Origin of the sequence: Anaerococcus jeddahensis (assembly GCF_001182725.1) — a bacterium.
GTDB lineage: Bacteria > Bacillota > Clostridia > Tissierellales > Peptoniphilaceae > Anaerococcus > Anaerococcus jeddahensis.
Genome location: NZ_CWHU01000004.1, coordinates 372,570 through 393,914, shown reverse-complemented (window position 1 = coordinate 393,914; position 21,345 = coordinate 372,570). Strand labels below are relative to the sequence as shown.

Annotated in this window: 16 protein-coding genes, 1 tRNA gene and 2 rRNA genes; 2 read left to right on the top strand and 17 right to left on the bottom strand. The window is 34.4% G+C overall.

Going from position 1 to position 21,345, the window contains the following annotated elements:
* From BN2087_RS02955 to BN2087_RS02930, 6 genes are all read right to left on the bottom strand, one after another.
* A 23S ribosomal RNA gene (locus tag BN2087_RS02955) occupies positions 1–3,190 on the bottom strand; the annotation flags it as partial.
* A 62-nt stretch (positions 3,191–3,252) separates the two neighbouring features.
* Positions 3,253–3,328 (bottom strand) — tRNA-Ala (locus tag BN2087_RS02950).
* A 100-nt stretch (positions 3,329–3,428) separates the two neighbouring features.
* Positions 3,429–4,955: ribosomal RNA gene (locus BN2087_RS02945) — 16S ribosomal RNA — on the bottom strand.
* A 438-nt stretch (positions 4,956–5,393) separates the two neighbouring features.
* Complete coding sequence (pepF, locus tag BN2087_RS02940; RefSeq protein WP_049690402.1) at positions 5,394–7,178, bottom strand: oligoendopeptidase F; 1,785 nt, start codon at positions 7,176–7,178, stop codon at positions 5,394–5,396.
* A 9-nt stretch (positions 7,179–7,187) separates the two neighbouring features.
* The gene (locus tag BN2087_RS02935) at positions 7,188–7,853 is read right to left on the bottom strand and encodes a rhomboid family intramembrane serine protease (RefSeq protein WP_049690401.1); all 666 of its coding nucleotides are present in this window, start codon (positions 7,851–7,853) and stop codon (positions 7,188–7,190) included.
* 12 nt (positions 7,854–7,865) lie between these two features.
* Entirely contained in the window at positions 7,866–8,978 is a 1,113-nt protein-coding gene (locus tag BN2087_RS02930) for a glycerate kinase family protein (RefSeq protein WP_049690400.1), read from the bottom strand.
* 358 nt (positions 8,979–9,336) lie between these two features.
* Between BN2087_RS02930 and ahpC the strand changes: the two genes are divergently transcribed.
* Complete coding sequence (gene ahpC, locus BN2087_RS02925; protein ID WP_040398323.1) at positions 9,337–9,906, top strand: alkyl hydroperoxide reductase subunit C; 570 nt, start codon at positions 9,337–9,339, stop codon at positions 9,904–9,906.
* Positions 9,906–11,432 carry an alkyl hydroperoxide reductase subunit F gene (gene ahpF / locus BN2087_RS02920; protein WP_049690399.1) on the top strand — a complete coding sequence of 509 codons (1,527 nt, stop codon included), beginning with the start codon at positions 9,906–9,908 and terminating at the stop codon, positions 11,430–11,432. The genes ahpC and ahpF overlap by 1 nt, the downstream gene beginning before the upstream one ends.
* A gap of 383 nt (positions 11,433–11,815) precedes the next feature.
* On the opposite strand, the gene BN2087_RS09025 is transcribed toward ahpF, so the two are convergent.
* The 11 genes from BN2087_RS09025 to BN2087_RS02870 all read right to left on the bottom strand — a co-directional run bounded on the left by BN2087_RS09025 (position 11,816) and on the right by BN2087_RS02870 (position 21,036).
* Positions 11,816–12,829 (bottom strand): DUF4234 domain-containing protein, encoded by a 1,014-nt coding sequence (locus BN2087_RS09025; protein ID WP_053094091.1) that lies wholly within the window; start codon positions 12,827–12,829, stop codon positions 11,816–11,818.
* The gene (locus tag BN2087_RS02910) at positions 12,829–13,374 is read right to left on the bottom strand and encodes a zinc ribbon domain-containing protein (protein ID WP_049690398.1); all 546 of its coding nucleotides are present in this window, start codon (positions 13,372–13,374) and stop codon (positions 12,829–12,831) included. The genes BN2087_RS09025 and BN2087_RS02910 overlap by 1 nt, the downstream gene beginning before the upstream one ends.
* Positions 13,375–13,377: 3 nt before the next feature.
* Positions 13,378–13,791 (bottom strand): DUF2752 domain-containing protein, encoded by a 414-nt coding sequence (locus tag BN2087_RS02905; protein ID WP_049690397.1) that lies wholly within the window; start codon positions 13,789–13,791, stop codon positions 13,378–13,380.
* An 858-nt stretch (positions 13,792–14,649) separates the two neighbouring features.
* On the bottom strand, positions 14,650–14,850 hold the full coding sequence (locus tag BN2087_RS09390) for a hypothetical protein (protein ID WP_245190776.1): 201 nt from the start codon (positions 14,848–14,850) through the stop codon (positions 14,650–14,652).
* Positions 14,840–15,034 (bottom strand): hypothetical protein, encoded by a 195-nt coding sequence (locus tag BN2087_RS09385; protein ID WP_245190775.1) that lies wholly within the window; start codon positions 15,032–15,034, stop codon positions 14,840–14,842. The genes BN2087_RS09390 and BN2087_RS09385 overlap by 11 nt, the downstream gene beginning before the upstream one ends.
* Positions 15,035–15,079: 45 nt before the next feature.
* Complete coding sequence (locus tag BN2087_RS02895) at positions 15,080–15,325, bottom strand: glutaredoxin family protein (protein WP_049690396.1); 246 nt, start codon at positions 15,323–15,325, stop codon at positions 15,080–15,082.
* Positions 15,326–15,381: 56 nt separating this feature from the next.
* The gene (locus BN2087_RS02890; protein ID WP_049690395.1) at positions 15,382–15,570 is read right to left on the bottom strand and encodes a hypothetical protein; all 189 of its coding nucleotides are present in this window, start codon (positions 15,568–15,570) and stop codon (positions 15,382–15,384) included.
* Positions 15,567–17,183, bottom strand: coding sequence for an oligopeptide/dipeptide ABC transporter ATP-binding protein (locus tag BN2087_RS02885; RefSeq protein ID WP_049690394.1), 1,617 nt, complete (start codon positions 17,181–17,183; stop codon positions 15,567–15,569). Before BN2087_RS02885 ends, BN2087_RS02890 begins: the two co-directional genes overlap by 4 nt.
* The gene (locus BN2087_RS02880) at positions 17,170–18,174 is read right to left on the bottom strand and encodes an ABC transporter ATP-binding protein (protein WP_049690393.1); all 1,005 of its coding nucleotides are present in this window, start codon (positions 18,172–18,174) and stop codon (positions 17,170–17,172) included. Before BN2087_RS02880 ends, BN2087_RS02885 begins: the two co-directional genes overlap by 14 nt.
* Positions 18,175–18,182: 8 nt before the next feature.
* Positions 18,183–20,072, bottom strand: coding sequence for an ABC transporter permease subunit (locus BN2087_RS02875; RefSeq protein ID WP_049690392.1), 1,890 nt, complete (start codon positions 20,070–20,072; stop codon positions 18,183–18,185).
* A 1-nt stretch (position 20,073) separates the two neighbouring features.
* On the bottom strand, positions 20,074–21,036 hold the full coding sequence (locus BN2087_RS02870) for an ABC transporter permease (RefSeq protein WP_049690391.1): 963 nt from the start codon (positions 21,034–21,036) through the stop codon (positions 20,074–20,076).
* Positions 21,037–21,345: the final 309 nt, after the last annotated feature.

Sequence of the window (21,345 nt, the reverse complement as noted above, 5' to 3'; positions counted from 1 at the left end):
TAAAGTTTAGTATCCATTAGCTTAATACATTACTGCACTTACACCTTGGACCTATCTAAGGTATTTTCTTTACCTACTCTGAGAAATCTTATCTTGAGGGTTGCTTCGTACTTAGATGCTTTCAGTACTTATCAATTCCGCACTTAGCTACCGAGCCATGCTAGTGGCCTAACAACTCGTACACCATTGGTGCGTCCATCCCGGTCCTCTCGTACTAAGGACAGCTCCTCTCAAATTTCTTACGCCCACGCTGGATAGGGACCGAACTGTCTCACGACGTTCTGAACCCAGCTCGCGTGCCTCTTTAATGGGCGAACAGCCCAACCCTTGGGACCTACTCCAGCCCCAGGATGAGACGAGCCGACATCGAGGTGCCAAACCTCCCCGTCGATGTGGACTCTTGGGGGAGATAAGCCTGTTATCCCCGGGGTAGCTTTTATCCGTTGAGCGATGGCCCTTCCATGCGGTACCACCGGATCACTAAGTCCGTCTTTCGACTCTGCTTGAGTTGTAGCTCTCGCAGTTAAGCTCGCTTTTGCCTTTATACTCTACGAATGGTTTCCGTCCATTCTGAGCGAACCTTTGAACGCCTCCGTTACTTTTTAGGAGGCGACCGCCCCAGTCAAACTGCCCAACTGACAATGTCCCATGCCCTGATTCAAGGGCTATGGTTAGAACTTTGATATTAAAAGGTTGGTATCCCACCAGTGACTCCATCTAGATTGGCATCCAGATTTCCAAGTCTCCCAACTATCCTGTACATTTAATCTCAAAATCCAATATCAGCCTACAGTAAAGCTCCACGGGGTCTTTCCGTCCTAGCGTGGGTAAGTCGCATCTTCACGACTACTACAATTTCACCGGATCCTTTGTTGAGACAGTGCCCAAATCGTTACACCTTTCGTGCGGGTCGGAACTTACCCGACAAGGAATTTCGCTACCTTAGGACCGTTATAGTTACGGCCGCCGTTTACTGGGGCTTAAGTTCTAGCCTTCGATTGCTCTAAGCCTTCCCCTTAACCTTCCAGCACCGGGCAGGTGTCAGCTCCTATACTTCATCTTGCGATTTTGCAGAAACTTGTGTTTTTGGTAAACAGTCGCTTGGGCCTGGTTTCTGTGGCCTGATTTCTCAGGCTCCCCTTCTCCCGAAGTTACGGGGACATTTTGCCGAGTTCCTTAACAAAGGTTCTTCCGCGCGTCTTGGTATTCTCTACCTCCCTACCTGTGTCGGTTTTGGTACGGGCGCTTTGGTCTGGATAGTGACTTTTCTTGGCAACATGGAGTCATCAACTTCTCTACTTATGTTTTCGATACCTATCGGCTTTCAGAATTTGTGAAAAGCGGATTTGCCTACTTTTCTTCCTACGGCTTTAGACCATCATCCATCGGATGGCTTTGATTATCCTTTTGCGTCATCACATCTCTCTTAACGACTTCAAGCGGTACAGGAATATAAACCTGTTATCCATCGCCTACGCCTTTCGGCCTTGGCTTAGGTCCCGACTTTCCCTGAGGGGACGAGCCTTGCTCAGGAGTCCTTAGGGTTTCGACGGGGATGATTCTCACATCCCTTCTCGCTACTCATGCCAGCATTCTCTCTTGTATTAAATCCACTTTTGCTTTCGCCTTGGCTTCGTCTCTAATACAATGCTCCTCTACCACTAATAGAGGTATTAAGTTTAGCTATGAGTCCTAGTTTTTTTAACTCTTAACCAGTGATTGTTAGTTCATAATTTCTTATGATACCTACTTTGACTTTAGACTTGTGTTTTTTGAATATCTTATCTTTAATATCCTATCTTTTATGTCTGCGTCTGAAATTTGTATTTCTTTTTTAATCTCTTCTGTTATTGTTTTTGTTAAATATTTCCTAGTCTCATTTGTAAACTTAATCCCTCTATTAATCCGAAGCTTCGGTATTGAATTTAGCCCCGTTCATTTTCGGCGCAAACCCACTTGACCAGTGAGCTATTACGCATTCTTTAAATGCATGGCTGCTTCTAAGCCAACGTCCTGGTTGTCTTAGTAGATTCACATCCTTTTCCACTTAATTCAAATTTTGGGACCTTAGCTGTCGGTCTGGGCTGTTTCCCTTTCGACTTAGAAGCTTATCCCCCTAAGTCTGACTCCCTGACTTGATTTTTTGGTATTCGGAGTTTGATAGGTTTTGGTACGGTAATCCGCCCTAGACCATTCAGTGCTCTACCCCCTAAAATCTTAGGTCAGAGGCTAGCCCTAAAGCTATTTCGAGGAGAACCAGCTATCTCCGGGTTCGTTTGGTTTTTCGCCCCTATCCACAGTTCATCCGATGCGTTTTAAACCGCACCCGGTTCGAGCCTCCATTGAATTTTACTTCAACTTCACTCTGACCATGGATAGATCACCCGGTTTCGGGTCTATTCTAACTTACTTTTGCCCTATTAAGACTCGCTTTCGCTACGGCTTCTGATCTTAAATCATTAACCTCGCAATTTAGAATAACTCGCTGGCCCATTCTACAAAAGGTACGACATCACGTTCTCTCACGCTCTGTCTGCTTGTAGGCACTAGGTTTCAGGTTCTATTTCACTCCCCTTTCGGGGTTCTTTTCACCTTTCCCTCACGGTACTTGTTCACTATCGGTCACATGTTAGTATTTAGCCTTAGGGGATGGGCCCCCTATCTTCACACCGGGTTACTCGTGCCCGGTGATACTTTCCCTCTCGTTTAGTAATGCTTTCGTCTACAAGACTTTCACTTTCTTTGGTTTATCTTTTCAGATAATTTGACTAGCATTACCAAATCGCTATTGAGTTAGGCTCTTTTCCTTTCGCTCGCCGCTACTTAGAAAATCGAATTTTCTTTCTTTTCCTCCTGCTACTTAGATGTTTCAGTTCGCAGGGTGTCGCCTTACTAAGCTATGTATTCACTTAGTAATGATTGTGTCTTCCACAACCGGGTTGCCCCATTCGGAGACCTAGGGGTCAGTGTTNCTTTTCCTCCTGCTACTTAGATGTTTCAGTTCGCAGGGTGTCGCCTTACTAAGCTATGTATTCACTTAGTAATGATTGTGTCTTCCACAACCGGGTTGCCCCATTCGGAGACCTAGGGGTCAGTGCTTTTTGTGAGCTTACCCTAGTTTTCGTTCACTTACGTCCTTTTTCGCCTTCATGTGCCAAGGCATCCACCTTGTGCCCTTTCTTTCTTGACTGGAAATATTTATAGCTATTTAATTTTATTAGGTTCTAGTGAAAAAACCGTCAGGTTTTTTCATGGTGGAGATGAAGAGATTCGAACTCTTGACCCCCTGCGTGCAAGGCAGGTGCTCTCCCAACTGAGCTACACCCCCATGTAACCTTTAAATTTACTACAAAGCTTACTTTGCCCAAACAAAGTTTTTTTATTAATTTTCTTTGGTAAAAGTCAGCGTACCGACTTTTTACTCTTAGAAAGGAGGTGATCCAGCCGCACCTTCCGATACGGCTACCTTGTTACGACTTCACCCCAGTTACTGACCCTACCTTCGACTGCTGCGTCCTAAAAGGTTCGCTCACAGGCTTCGGGTATTGCCAACTCCCATGGTGTGACGGGCGGTGTGTACAAGACCCGGGAACGCATTCACCGCGACATTCTGATTCGCGATTACTAGCAACTCCAACTTCATGTACTCGAGTTGCAGAGTACAATCCGAACTGGGACAGATTTTGTGAGTTTCGCTTCAGATCGCTCTTTCGCTGCCCTCTGTATCTGCCATTGTAGCACGTGTGTAGCCCAAGTCATAAAGGGCATGATGATTTGACGTCGTCCCCACCTTCCTCCGGTTTATCACCGGCAGTATCGCTAGAGTCCCCAACTTAATGATGGTAACTAACGATAGGGGTTGCGCTCGTTATGGGACTTAACCCAACATCTCACGACACGAGCTGACGACAACCATGCACCACCTGTATTTCAGTCGACCGAAGTCGTAAGGAATCATCTCTAATTCCCTCCGAAATATGTCAAGACTTGGTAAGGTTCTTCGCGTTGCGTCGAATTAAACCACATGCTCCGCTGCTTGTGCGGGTCCCCGTCAATTCCTTTGAGTTTCACACTTGCGTGCGTACTCCCCAGGCGGAGTGTTTAATGCGTTAGCTGCGGCTCCCAGATTATTCCAAGAACCTAACACTCATCGTTTACAGCGTGGACTACCAGGGTATCTAATCCTGTTTGCTACCCACGCTTTCGTACCTCAGCGTCAGATGATGACCAGAAAGTCGCCTTCGCCACCGGTATTCTTCCTAATATCTGCGCATTTCACCGCTACACTAGGAATTCCACTTTCCCTTCCATCTCTCAAGCCTAGCAGTTTTAAAAGCTTTATATAGTTGAGCTATATTATTTCACTTCTAACTTACTAGGCCGCCTACGTACCCTTTACGCCCAATGATTCCGGACAACGCTCGGTCCATACGTATTACCGCGGCTGCTGGCACGTATTTAGCCGGACCTTATTCTTACGGTACTGTCATTTTCATCCCGTAAAAAAGATTTTTACAACCCGAAGGCCTTCTAAATCACGCGGCGTCGCTGCATCAGGGTTCCCCCCATTGTGCAAAATTCCCCACTGCTGCCTCCCGTAGGAGTTTGGGCCGTGTCTCAGTCCCAATGTGGCCGTACACTCTCTCAAGCCGGCTACTGATCGTCGCCTTGGTGAGCTTTTATCTCACCAACTAGCTAATCAGACGCAAGTCCATCTTACACCGATAAATCTTTGGTCACTCTATCATGCGATAAATTGACTTTATAGGGTATTATTCTTCGTTTCCAAAGGCTATCCCCTTGTGTAAGGCAGGTTACTCACGTGTTACTCACCCGTTCGCCACTAATCCACTTAAAATCATTCCGAAGAAATCAACTAAGTTTCATCGTTCGACTTGCATGTGTTATGCACGCCGCCAGCGTTTATCCTGAGCCAGGATCAAACTCTCATTTAAAGTTTGATCTTGACTATTGTCATTTTTCGTTTGGTTTACTCAAAGTAATTCACTTTACTTTTTTTGTAGTTTCTATATATTTTTTTGAGGTTCAATGTCGCTATCTCGTAACGACTATTATATAATACCACGTTCATTTTATCTTGTCAAGTATTTTTTTAATTTTTTTATTAAAAACTTACTTTTCAGATTATTTGTATGAAGTAGCATTGAATATATAATACACTATTCTTTTTCGCTTGTCAAATTTTTTTGAAAATTTATTTTTCATATTTGACTTGCTTCTTTAACAGTGCCTTTATATAATACTAGGATTTTTTTGCTTTGTCAAATTTTTTTTGCAATTTTTTTAAATTTTAAAAGAGTCCTGTTTTTCAAGCTTTTTTCTTTTTATTTTTGCTTGTTGGACTCTTTTTTGATTTTATTTTTTAAATTTTTTTATTTTTCTAGTGATTTTTTTAATTCTTCTAGTTTTTCTTTGCAAGCGTCCATGGCTTTTTGGAGTGAATCTTTTTTGGTCATGTCTACTCCAGCTTCTTTTAATACTTCTATTGGGTATTTGCTTTTTCCTGCTTTTAAGAAGTTAAGGTATTTTTCTAAATCTTTTTTGTCTCCATGGAGGATTTTTTCTGATAGGCTTACCGCTGATGAGAAGCCTGTTGCGTATTGGAAGACGTAGTAGAACATATAAAAGTGTGGGATTCTTGCCCATTCTGTTGATATATATTTGTCTACTTCTATATCATCTCCAAAATAATCCACATTTAGATCGTGGTAGATTTGGTTTAATTTTTCTGCTGTTACTGGCATTGAATTTTCTACTAGCTTGTTTGCTTCTAGTTCAAATTCTGCAAACATTGTTTGTCTAAATACGGTTGACTTGAATGAATTTACGTAGTGATTTAATAGGTAGGCTTTTTCTTTTTCGTCTTTTGCATGGTCTATCATGTAATTTAATAGTAATAGCTCGTTTGTTGTTGATGCTATTTCTGCCAAAAATATTGAATAGTCTCCATAGATATATGGTTGGGTTTTTCTTGTGTAATATGAGTGCATGGAATGTCCAAGCTCATGGGCTGTTGTGAAAAGTGAATCTAGGGAATCATTGTAATTTAATAAGATGTATGGTTCTGTATCGTAGGATCCGGATGAATATCCTCCTGATCTTTTTCCTTCGTTTTCCATTACATCAAACCACCTGTCGTCAAATCCTTCTCTTGCTTTTTTAATGTAGTCTTCTCCAAGTGGCTCTAGGGCTTTTAGGATTAATTCTTTCGCCTCGTCGAATGTGTAGGTTTTATTATAGTCTTCTACTAATGGTAGGTAAATATCGTAAAATCCTAAATCATCTAGGCCTAAAACTTTTTTTCTTAGACTGGTGTAGTCTCTGTGAATTTCTATATTATCGTGGATTACTTCTATTAGATTATCGTAAACTTTTTCGTCAAGGTTATTTGCAAACAAGCTCATCTTTCTTGCTGAATCGAATTTTTTGAGTTTTGCTATGGTGTTATTTGCTGTCATTTCTCCATCAAGAAGGGAGGCTGCTGTATTTTCGAATTGTTTGTAAACTGTATAATATTTTTCGTAAACTTCTTTTCTAAAGTCACGATTTGGATCTAGCTCTAGGTTTGTGAAGTTTGCATCTGTGATTTGGATTTCTTCATCGCCCTTTTTTACTTTTGGAAATTTTAGGTCGGCGTTTGAAAAAATCATATAGGTATTTTGTGGGTTTTGGGATAGTTTTGAAAATGAAGCTATAATTTTTTCTTCATTTTCTGCCAAGGTGTGGTCTTTATTTCTAAATAAATCTTCGAAATAATGAGCGTAAATTTTTAGATCTTCTTTTTCTTCTATATATTTTTGTACTTTTTCGTAGTCTTCAGATAAAATTTCTGGTGTTATAAAGGAAAGTTCTTGGGCAAGGCTTGCAAATAAGTTGTCTGCAATTTTTGTCATTTCTTGGTATTTGGCAACTCTTGTATCTTCGTCAGATTTTAATGAGGCATATACTCCAAGTTTTGAAAATTTTCTTTCTAATTTTTCGCTTGTTTTTAAAAAATCGTAAAGACTGTCGGCTGATTGTAAAATCCTTCCTTTATATGTCTTTGTTTTTTCGATTAGATTTTTTACTTCTTCTACGTCTTTGTAGAAATCTTCGTCTGTCTTATAAATTTTTTCTGTGTCCCATTTTAGGGACTTGTCTATATCTTTTCTATCCATTTTTTCTCCTTATAAAGCTTGTGCAACTGATTTATTTCCTATATATATAAAGCCCATAGCTATTAAGCCGAAGGCAATTATTGCAATAATCTTTGTGCTGGTTGGTAGGGTCATATTCATTATTGGGAAATATCCTGCAAGGATAAAGCCTCCCAAAAGTCCACCAATGTGTCCAGTTATTCCAATTCCTGGAACCATAAAAGAATAAATAATATTTATAGCCACTATTCCTATAAAACTTGAGCCAAATTGCCTTAGAAATTCATTGTCCCTGTAATTAAACATAATTCCAAGAGCAAGGCCAAAAAGTCCATAAAGAGATGTGGATGCTCCCGCTGATACACTTGTAATTTCCCCAAAAGCATAGGTAAATAAATTTCCCATTACTCCAGTTAGTAAATAAATAATTAGAAAATTTCTTGACCCGTACAAGGATTCAAAAGTATCACCAACACTATTTAAAAAATACATATTCATCAAAAGATGAAAAACTCCAATGTGGATAAAAATCGGGCAAAATAATCTCCACCACTCGCCCTGATAAACGTGAATTTTGCTCATAGCATTAAATCTCAAAAGATTTTCAATATTTTCGCTGCCGCCTGTGACAGTCATAAAAATAAAAACTATGACATTAATCGCCATTAATATTCTAGTCATTTTTCCCTTCGCCATAACTCCTCTTTCTTAAATTTTTATAGAAAGATTATCAGAAATAAAATTTCTTGCAATAGATTTTATTTCCCTTTTATAATCTCCCCTCTCAAGATTTGCTTTAATTTTAAATTTATAAACTTCATCTATATAAGGATTATCCCTCAAACTTTGATAATCTTCATCTTGCAAGAAAATTATTTTTATATTCTCATTATACCTTTTGGCAAATTTAGAAAGATTAATAGAATTTTCCCCATTAAATTCATCAACATTTTCACTAATAATTAAAAGGTCTTTGTCCTTTACCTCTTTTTCAAAATCAACGAGAGACAAAACAAGTTCCATAGAATTAGAAATTTTAGCCTTAAAAAATATATAAAGAGCCCAAGCTACTCCTCCTCCTGCACCAAGATAAGGAAAATCTATCTCGCTTGCTCCCAAAAAATCAGAAACTTTTTTAGAAAAGTGCCTGCAGGCTTTCTCAAGTTGTAAAATTTCCTCAGGACTTGCACCCTTTCTGATTGGTCTTTTGTCCAAAAAAGAATTTTTTTGAAAAAGAGTAAGAGGAAGACTTGTAGCAATTTCAAAATTTGCATCCAAAACCCTCTTATCAAGACCAGATGTGTCAATAGAATCGACCTTAATCATATTTTTTGCAACCGGATTTAAAGAATTAAGATTTTTATCAAAAAATCTAACTCCCAAAGCATAGAGCATGCCCATGCCCATATCATTTGTGGCCGTATCTCCAATTCCTATAAAAAAATCCTCGCAGCCGTTATTCAAACCATCGACAATCATCTCGCCAAGACCAATTGAAGAAGATTCCATAACATTTAAATTATCCTTATACAAAAGCCTAAGACCACAAGCTTGGGCCATCTCCATAGCACACAAATTTTTTTTGATAATATACCTTGCAGTCGAAGCCTCGCCTATAGGATCATGGACATTTACATAAGAAAAATCTCCACCAATAACTTCCTTAAGACTTTCAACAGTCCCCAGTCCTCCATCCAAAAATGGAAGAATAGAAACCTTGTTATTTTTATTTTCACTTTCTAACTCTTCTTTAAAATAATTTCCAATTTCGATAGAATTTTCAAAATCTTTAATTGAATCTAAAGCTAGTAATATATTCATAATTCACCTCAATTAAATTATACCCAAACTATGTGGACAAATTATTAATTATCTTTTCCAAATAAATCATTAATTATCTTTACCAATTGCAAATTCAATGATATAATTAAGTGGAAAGTTTATAAAATAAACTTTTACTGTTTAACTCATGGAAATCTTTTAAAAAAGATTTCGCCCATCAAAGAGCCACTTAAAAACTTATAAGTGGCTTTTTAAAATGCCTTTCCATAAATTTTGGAAGGCATTTTTTTATTTTGAAAATTTGTGATATTGATTCAAAATTTATAATGAGTATAATTATCATATACTTTGTTTTTTATTTAAAATGAAGTAATTTTTTAAAAATATGGAGGATATTATGTCACTAATAGGAAAAAAATTACCTGAATTTAATTTGGATGCTTATGATCCAAAAACAAATGAATTTGTAAAGATAAGTGATAAGGACCTTGAAGGTGAATGGAAAGTTTTGATGTTTTATCCAGCAGACTTTACCTTTGTATGCCCTACAGAGCTTGAAGATTTGCAAGAAAAATATGGGCAATTAAAAGAGATGGGTGCAGAAGTTTATTCTGTAAGCGTTGATACACATTTTGTACACAAGGCTTGGCATGATGAAAGTGAAGCTATAGGAAAAATCCAATACAAAATGATTGGCGATTCAAACAAAGAACTTACAAAAGCTTTAGATATTTTAACAGAAGATGGAAAAGCTGACAGAGCAACTTTTGTTATAGACCCTGATAATGTTATCCAAGCATTAGAAATAAATGCGGGTGGAATAGGAAGAAAAGCAGAAAATAATATCTACAAAGTTAAAGCTGGTCAATATGTAAGAAAACATCCAGACCAAGTATGTCCTGCTAAATGGAATTCTGAAGAAGATGATACACTAACTCCAGGACTTGACCTTGTTGGAAAAATCTAATGTTAGACAATAAATTAAAAGATCAGCTAAAGGCTTATCTTAAAATGCTAAAGTCCAATGTAACAATTGGACTTTCGCTAAATGAAGATGAAAATTCAAAAAAATTAAAATCTTTTATAGAAGAAGTGGAGTCTTTATCTGATAAGATAAAAATAGAAGAAGAAAATTTAAATTTCACCCCTGCTTTTAGCCTAAATGGAGAATTTGAACACGGAAAAATTGTTTTTGCAGGAATTCCTTTGGGACACGAGTTTGAATCATTTGTTCTTGCACTTTTACAAGTTGGTGGAATCGAACCAAAAATATCCAAGGAGGAAAAAGAAAGAATAAGGTCTATAAAGGAAAAAAGAAATTTTGAAACAATAGTTTCCCTTTCCTGCCACAACTGCCCTGAAGTTGTGCAAGCATTCAATATTATGGCAGTTTTAAACAAAAATATTTCTCACACAATGATTGAAGGTTCAATAAACCAAGATATATGTGATAAAAGAGATGTTATGGCTGTACCAGCAATTTTTGAAAATGGAGAATTTCTTGACGGGGGCAAAAAAACTATGGCAAGTCTTTTAGACCTTGTAGCAGAAAAAGTTCAAAAAGATTTATCCAATTTCAAAAATTACGATATCCTAATAGTCGGAGCAGGACCAAGTAGTGCTACAGCTGCAATTTATGGAGCAAGAAAAGGACTAAAAATTGCAATAGTTGCAGACGAATTTGGTGGACAAGTAAACGAAACTCTCGATATAGAAAATATAACAGGAATCCTAAAAACAGAAGGACCTAAATATATGCTATCAGTCAAAAACCAAGTAGAAAATCTTGGTGTAGACATAATAGAGGGAGTAAGAGCTGTCGATTTCGAAAAAAATGACCATGAATTTAATATTATCCTAGAAGATGGAGCAAAAATAAATAGTAAAAGTCTAATTTTTGCAACAGGAACAAGATGGAGACTTCTTGGAATAGATGGAGAAGAAAAATTCAAAAACAAGGGCGTAGCTTTTTGCACCCATTGCGACGGACCCCTATTTAAAGGAAAAGACGTAGCAGTTATAGGAGGAGGAAATTCAGGAATAGAAGCGGCAATAGACCTTGCATCAATAGCAAAAACCGTTACAGTTCTTGAATTTTTACCAGAATTAAAGGCAGATAAAATATTACAATCAAAATTAGAATCCTTTCAAAACGTAAAAGTTATAACCTCTGCCCAAACAACAAAACTCCTTGGTGATAAAAAACTAACAGGTCTTAAATATATAGATAGAAATACAAAAGAAGAAAAAACAATTGATCTTGCCGGAGTTTTCATCCAAATCGGTCAAATTCCAAATACAGAATGGCTAGAAGGAAAAATAAAACTCACAGATAGAGGCGAAATAGAAGTAGAAAAAGACGGTTCAACAAATATAGAAGGAATATTTGCAGCAGGCGATGCAATAAATTCCCTTTATAAACAAATAATAATAGCAGCAGGCTCAGGAGCAACAGCAGCCCTATCAGCCTTTAACTATTTAATAAGAAAGTAAAAATAAAAAATATGGGAATCTTGCAAAATGAATAATCATCCCAATTTGTTAAAGTAAATTTTATGAAGATTTTGATTCAATTAGAAGAGTGATATTAAAAATCTTCAAAAAAATCTCTAACTATGGAAGATAATTATTCATAATTTTGTAACATTCCCATTATTTTTTTTGCTTAAAATTTTATAAACATCCTAAATTGCTCAACCTTCTTTCTTTTTTATTATCGTAAAAAAATATCTTTTAAAAAAGCTTGCAACTATAGGGCAACTTGTGGTATTTTTTAAAATTTTTAAGTATTTTTATTTATTAATAAAAGCTCTTAATCTTTTTTTATAAAAAAAAGACAGTCAATTTCTTATTTGAAATTAACCGTCTTAAACAAGTTAGAATATAGGGTTTTGTTGATTGTATCCTCTACATATTTTATTTAAATTTTTGATTATTATATTTCTAGCTACAAAATAACCAAGTCCACATACCCACCAACCTAGTATTAACCAAAGTAGGAAGCTTGAACCATTTTCTTGGATAGTGTATCCATATCTTTGTCCGTTAGATGCAAGTCTATTTGCCAAGGCATAATTCCAATATACGCTATAAATTCCACAAGTAAGTATAGATAGGATTATATATTTTAATAATCCACTTGTGTACTCTCCATCTCCTTCACATGCTATATTCACATCTCTTGAAGCAGTGTGAACAAAGTAGAAAGTATAAAATCCACAAGTTATTATATTTAGCAACACGAATAATAATAATGATCTTTTTTCATTTAACATACCTTTAAAATCTCCTGTATCTTCTGTATATTTGTAGGCATCAAGATCCTTAGCTTGATTGTTTTGACTACTTTGATTATATTGATTACTTTGACTATTTTGACTTCTTCGATTATTTTGATTGCTTTGACTATTTTGACTTCTTCGATTATTTTGATTGCTTTGACTCTTTGTAGTATTTGATTCTTTTGAAACTTTAGAGCTAATTTTTTCGAATTGTTTTAAAAATAATCCAAATGCTGACATTACTTCAGCTTTCAAGAAGTTAGTATCTTTTAATTTATCAAAATATCCTTCTTCATATATTGTATCTGATGAAGATTTAGAAATAAAATATACAACAACAGGAACTAAGATTGAAATCAAAATTAAAATAATACTTATAATTGGTCTAAATTCATATACTTCACTAATAGATTTAGCAATAAGATCAAAAATTCTAATTATAATTAAAAAAAGTCCACTTATTACAATCAAATTGAATAAATCTTGGTTATTCCCCTTATTCCATTGTTTTGAAACTGTAAAATAACTGTAAGCCACAAAAACTATAGAAAATAAGCTTAGACCACTGGCTAAAATATTAAATAATGACACAAATAAATATCCAAGCATTAGAATATACCTCCTATTGTATTAAAAATTATACCAAGTAGGTCTATCAAATAAACTATTGCGAAAATCACCATAAGGACTGTCGCTCCTATAGAAAAGAATTTTATTAAATCACTAGGCTTAACTTCTACACTATCAACTTCATTATTATTAAAATTGAAATTTTCTCCGTTTCCACTTACTTCATCATTGCCTAGAAAATTTTGAAAGTCTTTTTTCACTTCTTGAGCTTTTTCTTTTGTACTTTCCTTGAATTGTTCAGTTTCTCTTTTTGCGCTAGAAATGATTTCTTCTTCATCAATTTTGATTTTTTCTTTAACATTTTCCACAGTTTGGTCAATGTTTTTTTCAATTTTTTCTTGGTCTTCTTCTACTTCTTTTTTTACTTCTTCCAGTCTTTCTTGTCCCAAATTATTTTCTTCTTTTAAGTCTTGAGATTCAAAAGAATCATTAGAAGAATCTTGATTTGAATTTACTGGATTGCCACATTTGTAACAAAAATTAGCATTTTGATCTAATTCCGCTCCACATTTAGTGCACTTCATAGATTACCTCTTTCTTACTACTCCATTAATTTCTTTATAGACCATGTAAATTATTGAATCTTTCGGTCTAAAAACAACTATATTATCTTCTGGATCTATCATTCTAACTATATAAACCAGAAAAAACAGGCCAATTACAAGAATTATTCCAATTTTTTTTACCCTTTGAGGTATTCTATCTTCGAATAGATACATCAAAAATATTAAGGCAGGTAATGGAAAAAGTGGATGGTAATAAAATGCCAAGCGAGGATTAAGCTTAAAAATGGAAATATATGCTCTAGTCATCCCACAGCCAGGACAAGAAACACCTGTTAGAGCCTTGATTGGACAAGTATAGCCAAAGAAAAATAATAACCCATAAAATATTACTATAGCTAGCATAAAGTATATTAAATCTTTAAGTTTTTTCCTCATCGAATTCCTTTCTTCCTGTAAATAAATAATATATTATTATTATATCATAGCAATAATTATAATTCCATAAAAACACAAATTTTTTACAAATTTCATATTTTAAAAATATTGAAAGATAATAGAGTTTTTTAAGCTTGAAAAGATGCAATAATAAATTTATTGTTTTCTATATTAGATTTAATAAATTAAATCATAAGCTTAAACGAAACAAAACCCATCTCGAGCTTGTCGAGAAATCTCCTTATTTACTGTTTTATTTGTATTTAATCAATTCATTAGATCTCTCCACTCAGTCGCTTCGCTCATACTAAAACCCGTTTGCTAGGCAAACTTTCTCGTGCTTATGAAAACTCATTTACTTCGTAAATTCTTCCGTGCTCTCGTACTAGTTTTCAGGATTTATAACCGAAATCAACGGTTATAAATCTGCACTCAGTTTTAGGGATGATTGTGCCAAATCAAGGCACAATCATCTGGTCGAGATGGGTTATTATTGGATTGAATTTATTACTGAAGTTATATATTTATAATTTTATTTCTAAATTTTTTTATTTTTAATTTATTAAGACAGGAAAGCTGGCACATATAAATTTCTTACTTTTATTCTATTAAATAAATTAAATTCAAATACCAAAACGAAGTTAAACCCATCTCGAGCTTGTCGAGAGATCTCCTTATTAATTTTAGATATTAATTTATTTTCTCCATTGAATTATCTACGTTTATATTTTTCTAAATACTTATTTTCCTATGAGATTTCTCCACTCCTAAGTACGATAAATCGGGATAAACAATTGAAATTAACGGTTTTTAATCTGGTCGAGATGGAAATTGTGTTTTAAGCTTAATTTATAATTTTTATTTTTCCTCCAATTTTTTCAAGGCAAAAAATACGCTTACTACAAGTCCTTCGTCTTCTGCTACTTCCATTGTGTTATTTTCAAAGTCATAACTTGCTAGAAATTCGTCGTCTTTTATTAGAGAAATTAAATTTTCATGGCTTATTAGTTGCATTTGCCTGTTTATAATTTTCGCCTCGCTTATAGGATCATCTTTCATTTTTTCTATTTTTAGATTTCCTATTACAGCTTGTTTTTTTTCCTCTTAGACTAAATAGGTTTTTTATTTTAAATCTTGCCACCAATTTCCCACTAGGACGCAATACATTGTACTTACCTTCTAGTTTATAGGTCATTCTTTCTATTTCAAAAATTTTTCCTTCTTTATATTGTAATTTTTTCATTTTTTCCTCACAAAAAAACCAGCAGGATTTCCTACTGGCTTTGTTTTAATAATTTTCTTTTAGATATTCGATAATATCGTCAGATTCGTACATTTTTTTATCGCCAAATACCATAAATGGAATTTGATCTTTGCCACCAAGCTCTATTAATTCTTTGGTGTTTTCTTCTCCACTTCTGCCATCTTTTACATTGTAGGATGTGAAATCCAAAATTTTATTTTCGTGCATAAAGTTTAAAACTTTTAGGCAATATGGGCATTCAGGTTTAAAATATAAGTCAAATTTACTCATAATACTTCCTTTCTTTTTCTCTAATAATTTTCTACCCTTAAATTTATTTTTAAAACTTAAAAGAAAAATATTAGGGAGGTAAATATTAAAAGTATTAGTAAAACCGGCGGTAAAAAAACTTTCATAGCTGCCAAAAACATGGCAAATCTGTCGTGTTTTTCTAGATTATCTTCTTCTAAAAGCTCTTCTTTTTCATAGATTTCTTCTTTTGTTTTGTTTTTGAAGGGATCTATTGGTCTTTTCATAGGTTAGCTTCCTTGGCCAACTCGTGTTCTTTTTTGAGTCTTTCTTCTTCGTTTTTTTCGAAAGCTTTCATTTTTGTTTCTTCTGAAACGTCCATCAAGTGGCAAGCTACAAAATGACCATCTTCTACTTCTTTAAGCTCTGGCTCAAATTGTTTGCATATATCCATACAATATTTACATCTTGTGTGGAAACGACAACCCTTTGGTGGTCTTACTGCTGATGGAATATCTCCATCGATTGTTTGTAATTCTTGTCCCTTATCAACGTCTGTTCTTGGTATTGCTTGTAAAAGAGCTTTTGTGTAAGGGTGTTGTGGATTTTTGAAAATCCTATCTGAATCTGAAAGCTCAACCATAACTCCCAAATACATTACTCCAATCCTATCTGAAATATATTTTACAACTGAAAGGTCGTGGGTTATGAAAAGATAGGTTAGGTTCAATTCTGTTTTTAAATCTTGAAGTAGATTTATAATTTGTGATTGGATTGAAACGTCAAGGGCTGAAACTGCCTCATCACAAACTATAAAAGTTGGGTTTAGGGCAAGGGCTCTGGCAATTCCTATTCTTTGTCTTTGTCCGCCGGAAAATTGGTGAGGATATCTGTGAATAAAATATGGAGCTAGTCCACATTGGTTCATTACATCTTGGATATATTCGTTGTAGCCAGCCTCACTTCTTGATTTGAAAAGTCCGTGGCCTAAAACTCCCTCTCCAATTATATTTCCAACTGTCATTTTTGTATCCAAAGAACCATAAGGATCTTGGAAAATTATTTGAAGATCTTTTCTAAGCTCTCTCATTTCTTCGTTTGTAAGTCTTGATAGGTCGATTCCATCATCTACAAAACTTTCAAATTTTTCAAAATCTTCTTTTGATTTTAATTCTTCTTTTTTTGCCTTTATTTTTTCTTCTTTTTCCAAAACTTCTTTATCGAGTTTTTCTTTTTTGCTCAAAAGTTCCTTGTATTTTGGATCATTTAAAATGGCATCTTTTAACTCTTTTTTATCCCTAATTCTTACTTGGTCTTTTTCTTCGATTTTTTTGATATCTAGTAAAACTTTGGATCTTTCTTTGATTTTTTTGTAATAATCATCAAGAATTGAAGAAATTTCTGACAAATTATCGCTTGCAAGAAGTCCTCCCGCTATTCTCATCATATTTTCATATTCTTCTTGGAGAAGTCTTCTTTGATGCATAGCAGCTTCGTTTAGCTCAGCTTTTTTTTCTTCATCTTCAGTTTTTTCTAGCTCATCATAAATTTTTTGAAGTTTTTCTACTTCTGTATCATATGAAGGAAATATTTTTGGAATATCCTTTATATCTTTTCCCATATAAGCTGGAGCAAGCTTATCTAAAGTTGTTCCATAATATAGAGTTGTTCCTTCTGTTTGCTCATAAATTTGTAGGATTGTCCTACCAAAAGTAGATTTTCCACAACCACTTTCTCCAACCAAACCAAAGGTTTCGCCTTCAAATATATCTATTGAAATATTTTCATTGGCGTGGACATATTCATTCGCTCCCCTAGAAAAGATAGATTTTTTCTTGATTGGGAAATATTTTTTGAGATTTCTTATTTTAAATAAGACTTTTTTATTATTGTTCTCCATTTTCCCTCTCCTCTCTATTTGGGTAGTGGCATCTAATTTTTTGATTTTCGTTTACTGCTACAAGCTCTGGCATTTCTTTCCTACATTTTTCAGTAGCATACTTACACCTATCTGCAAATTTACATCCATCAGGAAGGTTAAGTGGATGTGGAACAGAGCCTGGGATTATATCAAGTCTTTCATTTCTATCACTTGTTATTGCTGGAATAGAATTTAAAAGAGCAACTGTGTAAGGATGGTTGTATTTTGTAATATCGTGTTTGAAAATATAATCAACTGGTGATTGTTCAACAATTTGTCCACAATACATTACAGCAACCTCGTCTGCCATTTGATTTATTACTCCCAAATCATGGGTTATAAATAAAATTGAAGTATTTTGTTTCTCCTTTAATTCATTCATTAATTTTAGAATTTGAGCTTGGATTGTAACGTCAAGAGCTGTTGTTGGCTCATCTGCAATTAATAATTTTGGCTCACAAGCAAGGGCCATAGCAATCATAACCCTTTGGTTCATACCACCAGAAAGCTCGAAAGGATATTGTTTGGCAACAACATGAGGGTTTGGAATCTTTACTTGAGCAAGTAGTTCCTCAACTCTTTTTGCTGCCTCTTTTTTGTTCATATTTTTGTGAAGGATTAAAACTTCTGAAATTTGTTTTTCTACTGTAAAAACTGGGTTAAGTGAACTCATAGGCTCTTGGAAAATCATAGAAATATCATTTCCCCTTATTTTTTCCATTTGAGACCTATTAAAGTCAGAAATCTTTTTGCCGTCAAAAATTATTTCTCCGCTATAAATTTTTTGGTTTGGTTCAAAAAGTTGCAAGATGCTCATTGCAGTTTGACTTTTTCCAGAACCACTTTCTCCAACAAGGCCCAAAGTTTTTCCTTCTTCAATTGTGCATGATACTCCATTTACTGCTTTTATAAGACCACGTCTTGTTTCAAAGTAGGTATGGAGTTTTTTTATTTCTAGTAAATTTTTCATTTTTACACCTATCTCTCATTTGATCTTGGGTCGATAGCATCTCTTAGGGCATCTCCAATTAAGTTTACTGAAAATGCTGCCAAAAATACTGCAAGAGCTGGAACTACCCATCTCCACCAGTAAATATTAATTACATCTGATGATTGGGCACTTGTCATCATATTACCCCATGATGGCATTGGCTCTTGGACACCAAATCCTAAAAATGATAAACCTGCTTCTGTAAGGAGGTTTCCTGCAAAACCAAGGGTCGCATTTACAATTATTATTGAAAGAATATTTGGAAGGATGTGTCTTACAAGAATTGAAGAATTTGTAACACCCAAAGCCTTAGCAGCTATTACATAATCTCTTTCTCTTTCAGCCAAAATTTGACCACGAACAAGCCTTGCAATTCCTGTCCATCCAATAACTCCAAGTAAAACCATGATCATCATAAGTCTTGTATTTTGACTGGTATTTACAGGAAGAAGGGCTGATAAAGTTATTATTAAAGGATAAAATGGGAATGATTGAACAATTTCTGTAATTCTCATCAAAACATTGTCAACTTTTCCTCCAGCATAACCTGAAACCATACCAATAATTACACCAAGAACCACTTGGATAATAACTGAGACGAAAGAAATAATTATAGTCATTTTTCCACCGTGAATTAATCTTGTATAAATATCACGACCTTGGTCATCTGATCCAAATCTAAAACCTTTAAGTCCCCAAGTATCAATTTTATTGTCTTTATTTACAGCATAATTGTTAAAATATCCAGAAAATATTTTTTCATATTTTCCACTAGGACTGTCGGCTTCACCATAAACATTATTTCCCCATGAATAAATTTTTCCATCTTCATCAAGGGCAGTAAAGTGATTGGTTCCTGCAACTATATCCTTAACTTTTCCTTTAAATTTCGGAACATTTTCTCCTGATAAATTGTCCCTAGATGGACCCCAAACATAAAGTTTTCCATTTTCATCAAGGGCTGCTGCAGAATTTGAAGTAAGGGCAACTTTTGAAATTTTAAGCTTATCATTTTTAATCTCGTCAGGTGCTCCAACATCAATCTCAGCTCCCCTTACACCAAGAAGCTTTGTAGTTCCGTCTTTTAATACAGCAAGAATATTTGAACCACTTGTATCAAAGTCTACAATTTTTCCTTGAACTTCTTTTGGGATAAGGTCAAGTCTTGAGTTCATTGTTGAACCCCAAACATATATATTATTTTTTTCAGTCAAAACAACAGAATATTGAACTCCACCACCAAGTTTTTTAATGCCTTCTTGTTTTATTTGGCTTTCTTGCATTGGTGGAAGTTTTGTTTGTTGGAAAGAATCATTACCCCAACCATAAACTTCATTATCTTCAGTTGCAACAAGAATATGTCTATCTCCAGCTGCAACATCTTTTATTTTTTTACCCTTAAGTTTTTCCTTTATATCTTCAGGCATTTTCATAACATTATCTTCGTTATTTTTGCCCCAAAAATAGAAATTTTTCTCCTTAGTTAGGCCAACACCAAAAGTATTTCCAACAGAAATTCTTTCAACACCCTCCTTTTCCATTTCAGAAGGGTATTTCATATAGCCTGAACCTGGGGAAACATTTATAAGAGTACCCTCAGATTGGTAAGGATTAAATGGAATTATAGCAGATCCTATAAAAACTACAAGGATAATTCCAAGCATCAAAACAAGGCCCAAAACTCCAAGAGGACTTCTAAAATAATTTTTAACAGCCATTTTTCCAGGAGAAGTAATTGCATCTTCCTTTAAGGCTTCATTTTCATTTTTTGGATTAAGATCTCCCAAATTCTCTTCATTTGCATTAGTTCCAAAAGTAAACAAGGAAAGAACTAATCTACCAAAAGATTTAAATGATTTTTTTAATTCATCTTTCATATTAAGCCTCCAATTTTACTCTAGGATCTACAAGTGCATAGGCAATATCCATAATCAAGTTTCCAAGAAGAGTTAAAATTGCATAAAACATAGTTAGAGCAAGAATAACATTATAATCTTGAGCCAAAACTGATTTTATGAGAATATTTCCAATTCCCCTGTAAGCAAAGATAGTTTCAGTTATAGCAGAACCTGAAAACATTGAAAGAATTGCCCAAGTCATAGCAGTTACAACAGGAATTAGGGCGTTTCTAAAAGCGTGAGAATAAATAACAGTTTTTTCTTTCAAACCCTTGGCCCTTGCAGTTCTAATATAATCCTCATTAAGAGAATCTAGCATAGAGTTTCTAACATATCTAGAAATTGAAGCCATAGAACCAAAAGTTAAAGTTAAAGTAGGTAAAATCAAATACTTAACCCACTCACCAAAAGTATTATTTCTAGGCATACCATTAGCAGGGAACCATCCTAACCTAAAGGCAAATAAGAATATCAAAAATAAACCTATAAAAAATGTAGGCAAGGAAATTCCAACCAAGGTAAATACCTGGAAGAACTTATCAAAAACTCCTCCCTTGTGAACAGCCGACCTTATTCCAATAAGAACCGAAAGTACAAAAGAAACAAGAGTCGAACCGATATTTAATAAAATTGTATTTTTAAGTGGCTCAGAAAGATATTCCTTAACAGGTCTTTTAGCTTGAGTAGATTCACCATAATCTCCCTTCAAACTTCTTCCCATCCACATAAAATATTGTTCTGGTAACGATTTATCATAACCATAACGTTTCTCAAGATTTTTATACATTTGTTCTTGTTGAGCCTTGGTCATTCTTCCGTTCTTAGGCATCATTGCCAAAATAGGATCACCAGGCATAGATTTAGAAAGTGCAAAAACCAATATAGAAATAATTATGGCTACAGGAATCAAATTAATGATTCTTTTTACTATGTATTTTAACATGTCTATCCCTTCCTTGTATTTATTAAGTTTACTCAAAAAATTTCACACTTTAATTAATTAAATATAAATAAAATTAAACTTTGAAAAATAAAAAAAATTCAAAGAAAAAATTTCATATAAAAATAAAAAATAAACATAAAAATTTTTCATAGAGTAAACTTACAATATCATAACCATAATATTAATATAAAAGTTCGAATTTGTCAATGTAAAATTTGTCATAAACTTATAAAGATTGATATTTATTTTTAAAAATTCACAATTTATGAGGATTTTTTTACATTGATGAATATTAATAAAAAATCATAT

Coding starts and splice junctions, on each gene's coding strand:
- BN2087_RS02885 (WP_049690394.1), bottom strand. CDS start 17,183: ATGGAGAACAATAATAAAAAAGTCTTATTTAAAATAAGAAATCTCAAA.
- ahpF (WP_049690399.1), top strand. CDS start 9,906: ATGTTAGACAATAAATTAAAAGATCAGCTAAAGGCTTATCTTAAAATG.
- BN2087_RS02910 (WP_049690398.1), bottom strand. CDS start 13,374: ATGAAGTGCACTAAATGTGGAGCGGAATTAGATCAAAATGCTAATTTT.
- pepF (WP_049690402.1), bottom strand. CDS start 7,178: ATGGATAGAAAAGATATAGACAAGTCCCTAAAATGGGACACAGAAAAA.
- BN2087_RS09390 (WP_245190776.1), bottom strand. CDS start 14,850: ATGAAAGATGATCCTATAAGCGAGGCGAAAATTATAAACAGGCAAATG.
- BN2087_RS02870 (WP_049690391.1), bottom strand. CDS start 21,036: ATGTTAAAATACATAGTAAAAAGAATCATTAATTTGATTCCTGTAGCC.
- BN2087_RS02875 (WP_049690392.1), bottom strand. CDS start 20,072: ATGAAAGATGAATTAAAAAAATCATTTAAATCTTTTGGTAGATTAGTT.
- BN2087_RS02895 (WP_049690396.1), bottom strand. CDS start 15,325: ATGAGTAAATTTGACTTATATTTTAAACCTGAATGCCCATATTGCCTA.
- ahpC (WP_040398323.1), top strand. CDS start 9,337: ATGTCACTAATAGGAAAAAAATTACCTGAATTTAATTTGGATGCTTAT.
- BN2087_RS02880 (WP_049690393.1), bottom strand. CDS start 18,174: ATGAAAAATTTACTAGAAATAAAAAAACTCCATACCTACTTTGAAACA.
- BN2087_RS09385 (WP_245190775.1), bottom strand. CDS start 15,034: ATGAAAAAATTACAATATAAAGAAGGAAAAATTTTTGAAATAGAAAGA.
- BN2087_RS09025 (WP_053094091.1), bottom strand. CDS start 12,829: ATGCTTGGATATTTATTTGTGTCATTATTTAATATTTTAGCCAGTGGT.
- BN2087_RS02930 (WP_049690400.1), bottom strand. CDS start 8,978: ATGAATATATTACTAGCTTTAGATTCAATTAAAGATTTTGAAAATTCT.
- BN2087_RS02935 (WP_049690401.1), bottom strand. CDS start 7,853: ATGGCGAAGGGAAAAATGACTAGAATATTAATGGCGATTAATGTCATA.
- BN2087_RS02890 (WP_049690395.1), bottom strand. CDS start 15,570: ATGAAAAGACCAATAGATCCCTTCAAAAACAAAACAAAAGAAGAAATC.
- BN2087_RS02905 (WP_049690397.1), bottom strand. CDS start 13,791: ATGAGGAAAAAACTTAAAGATTTAATATACTTTATGCTAGCTATAGTA.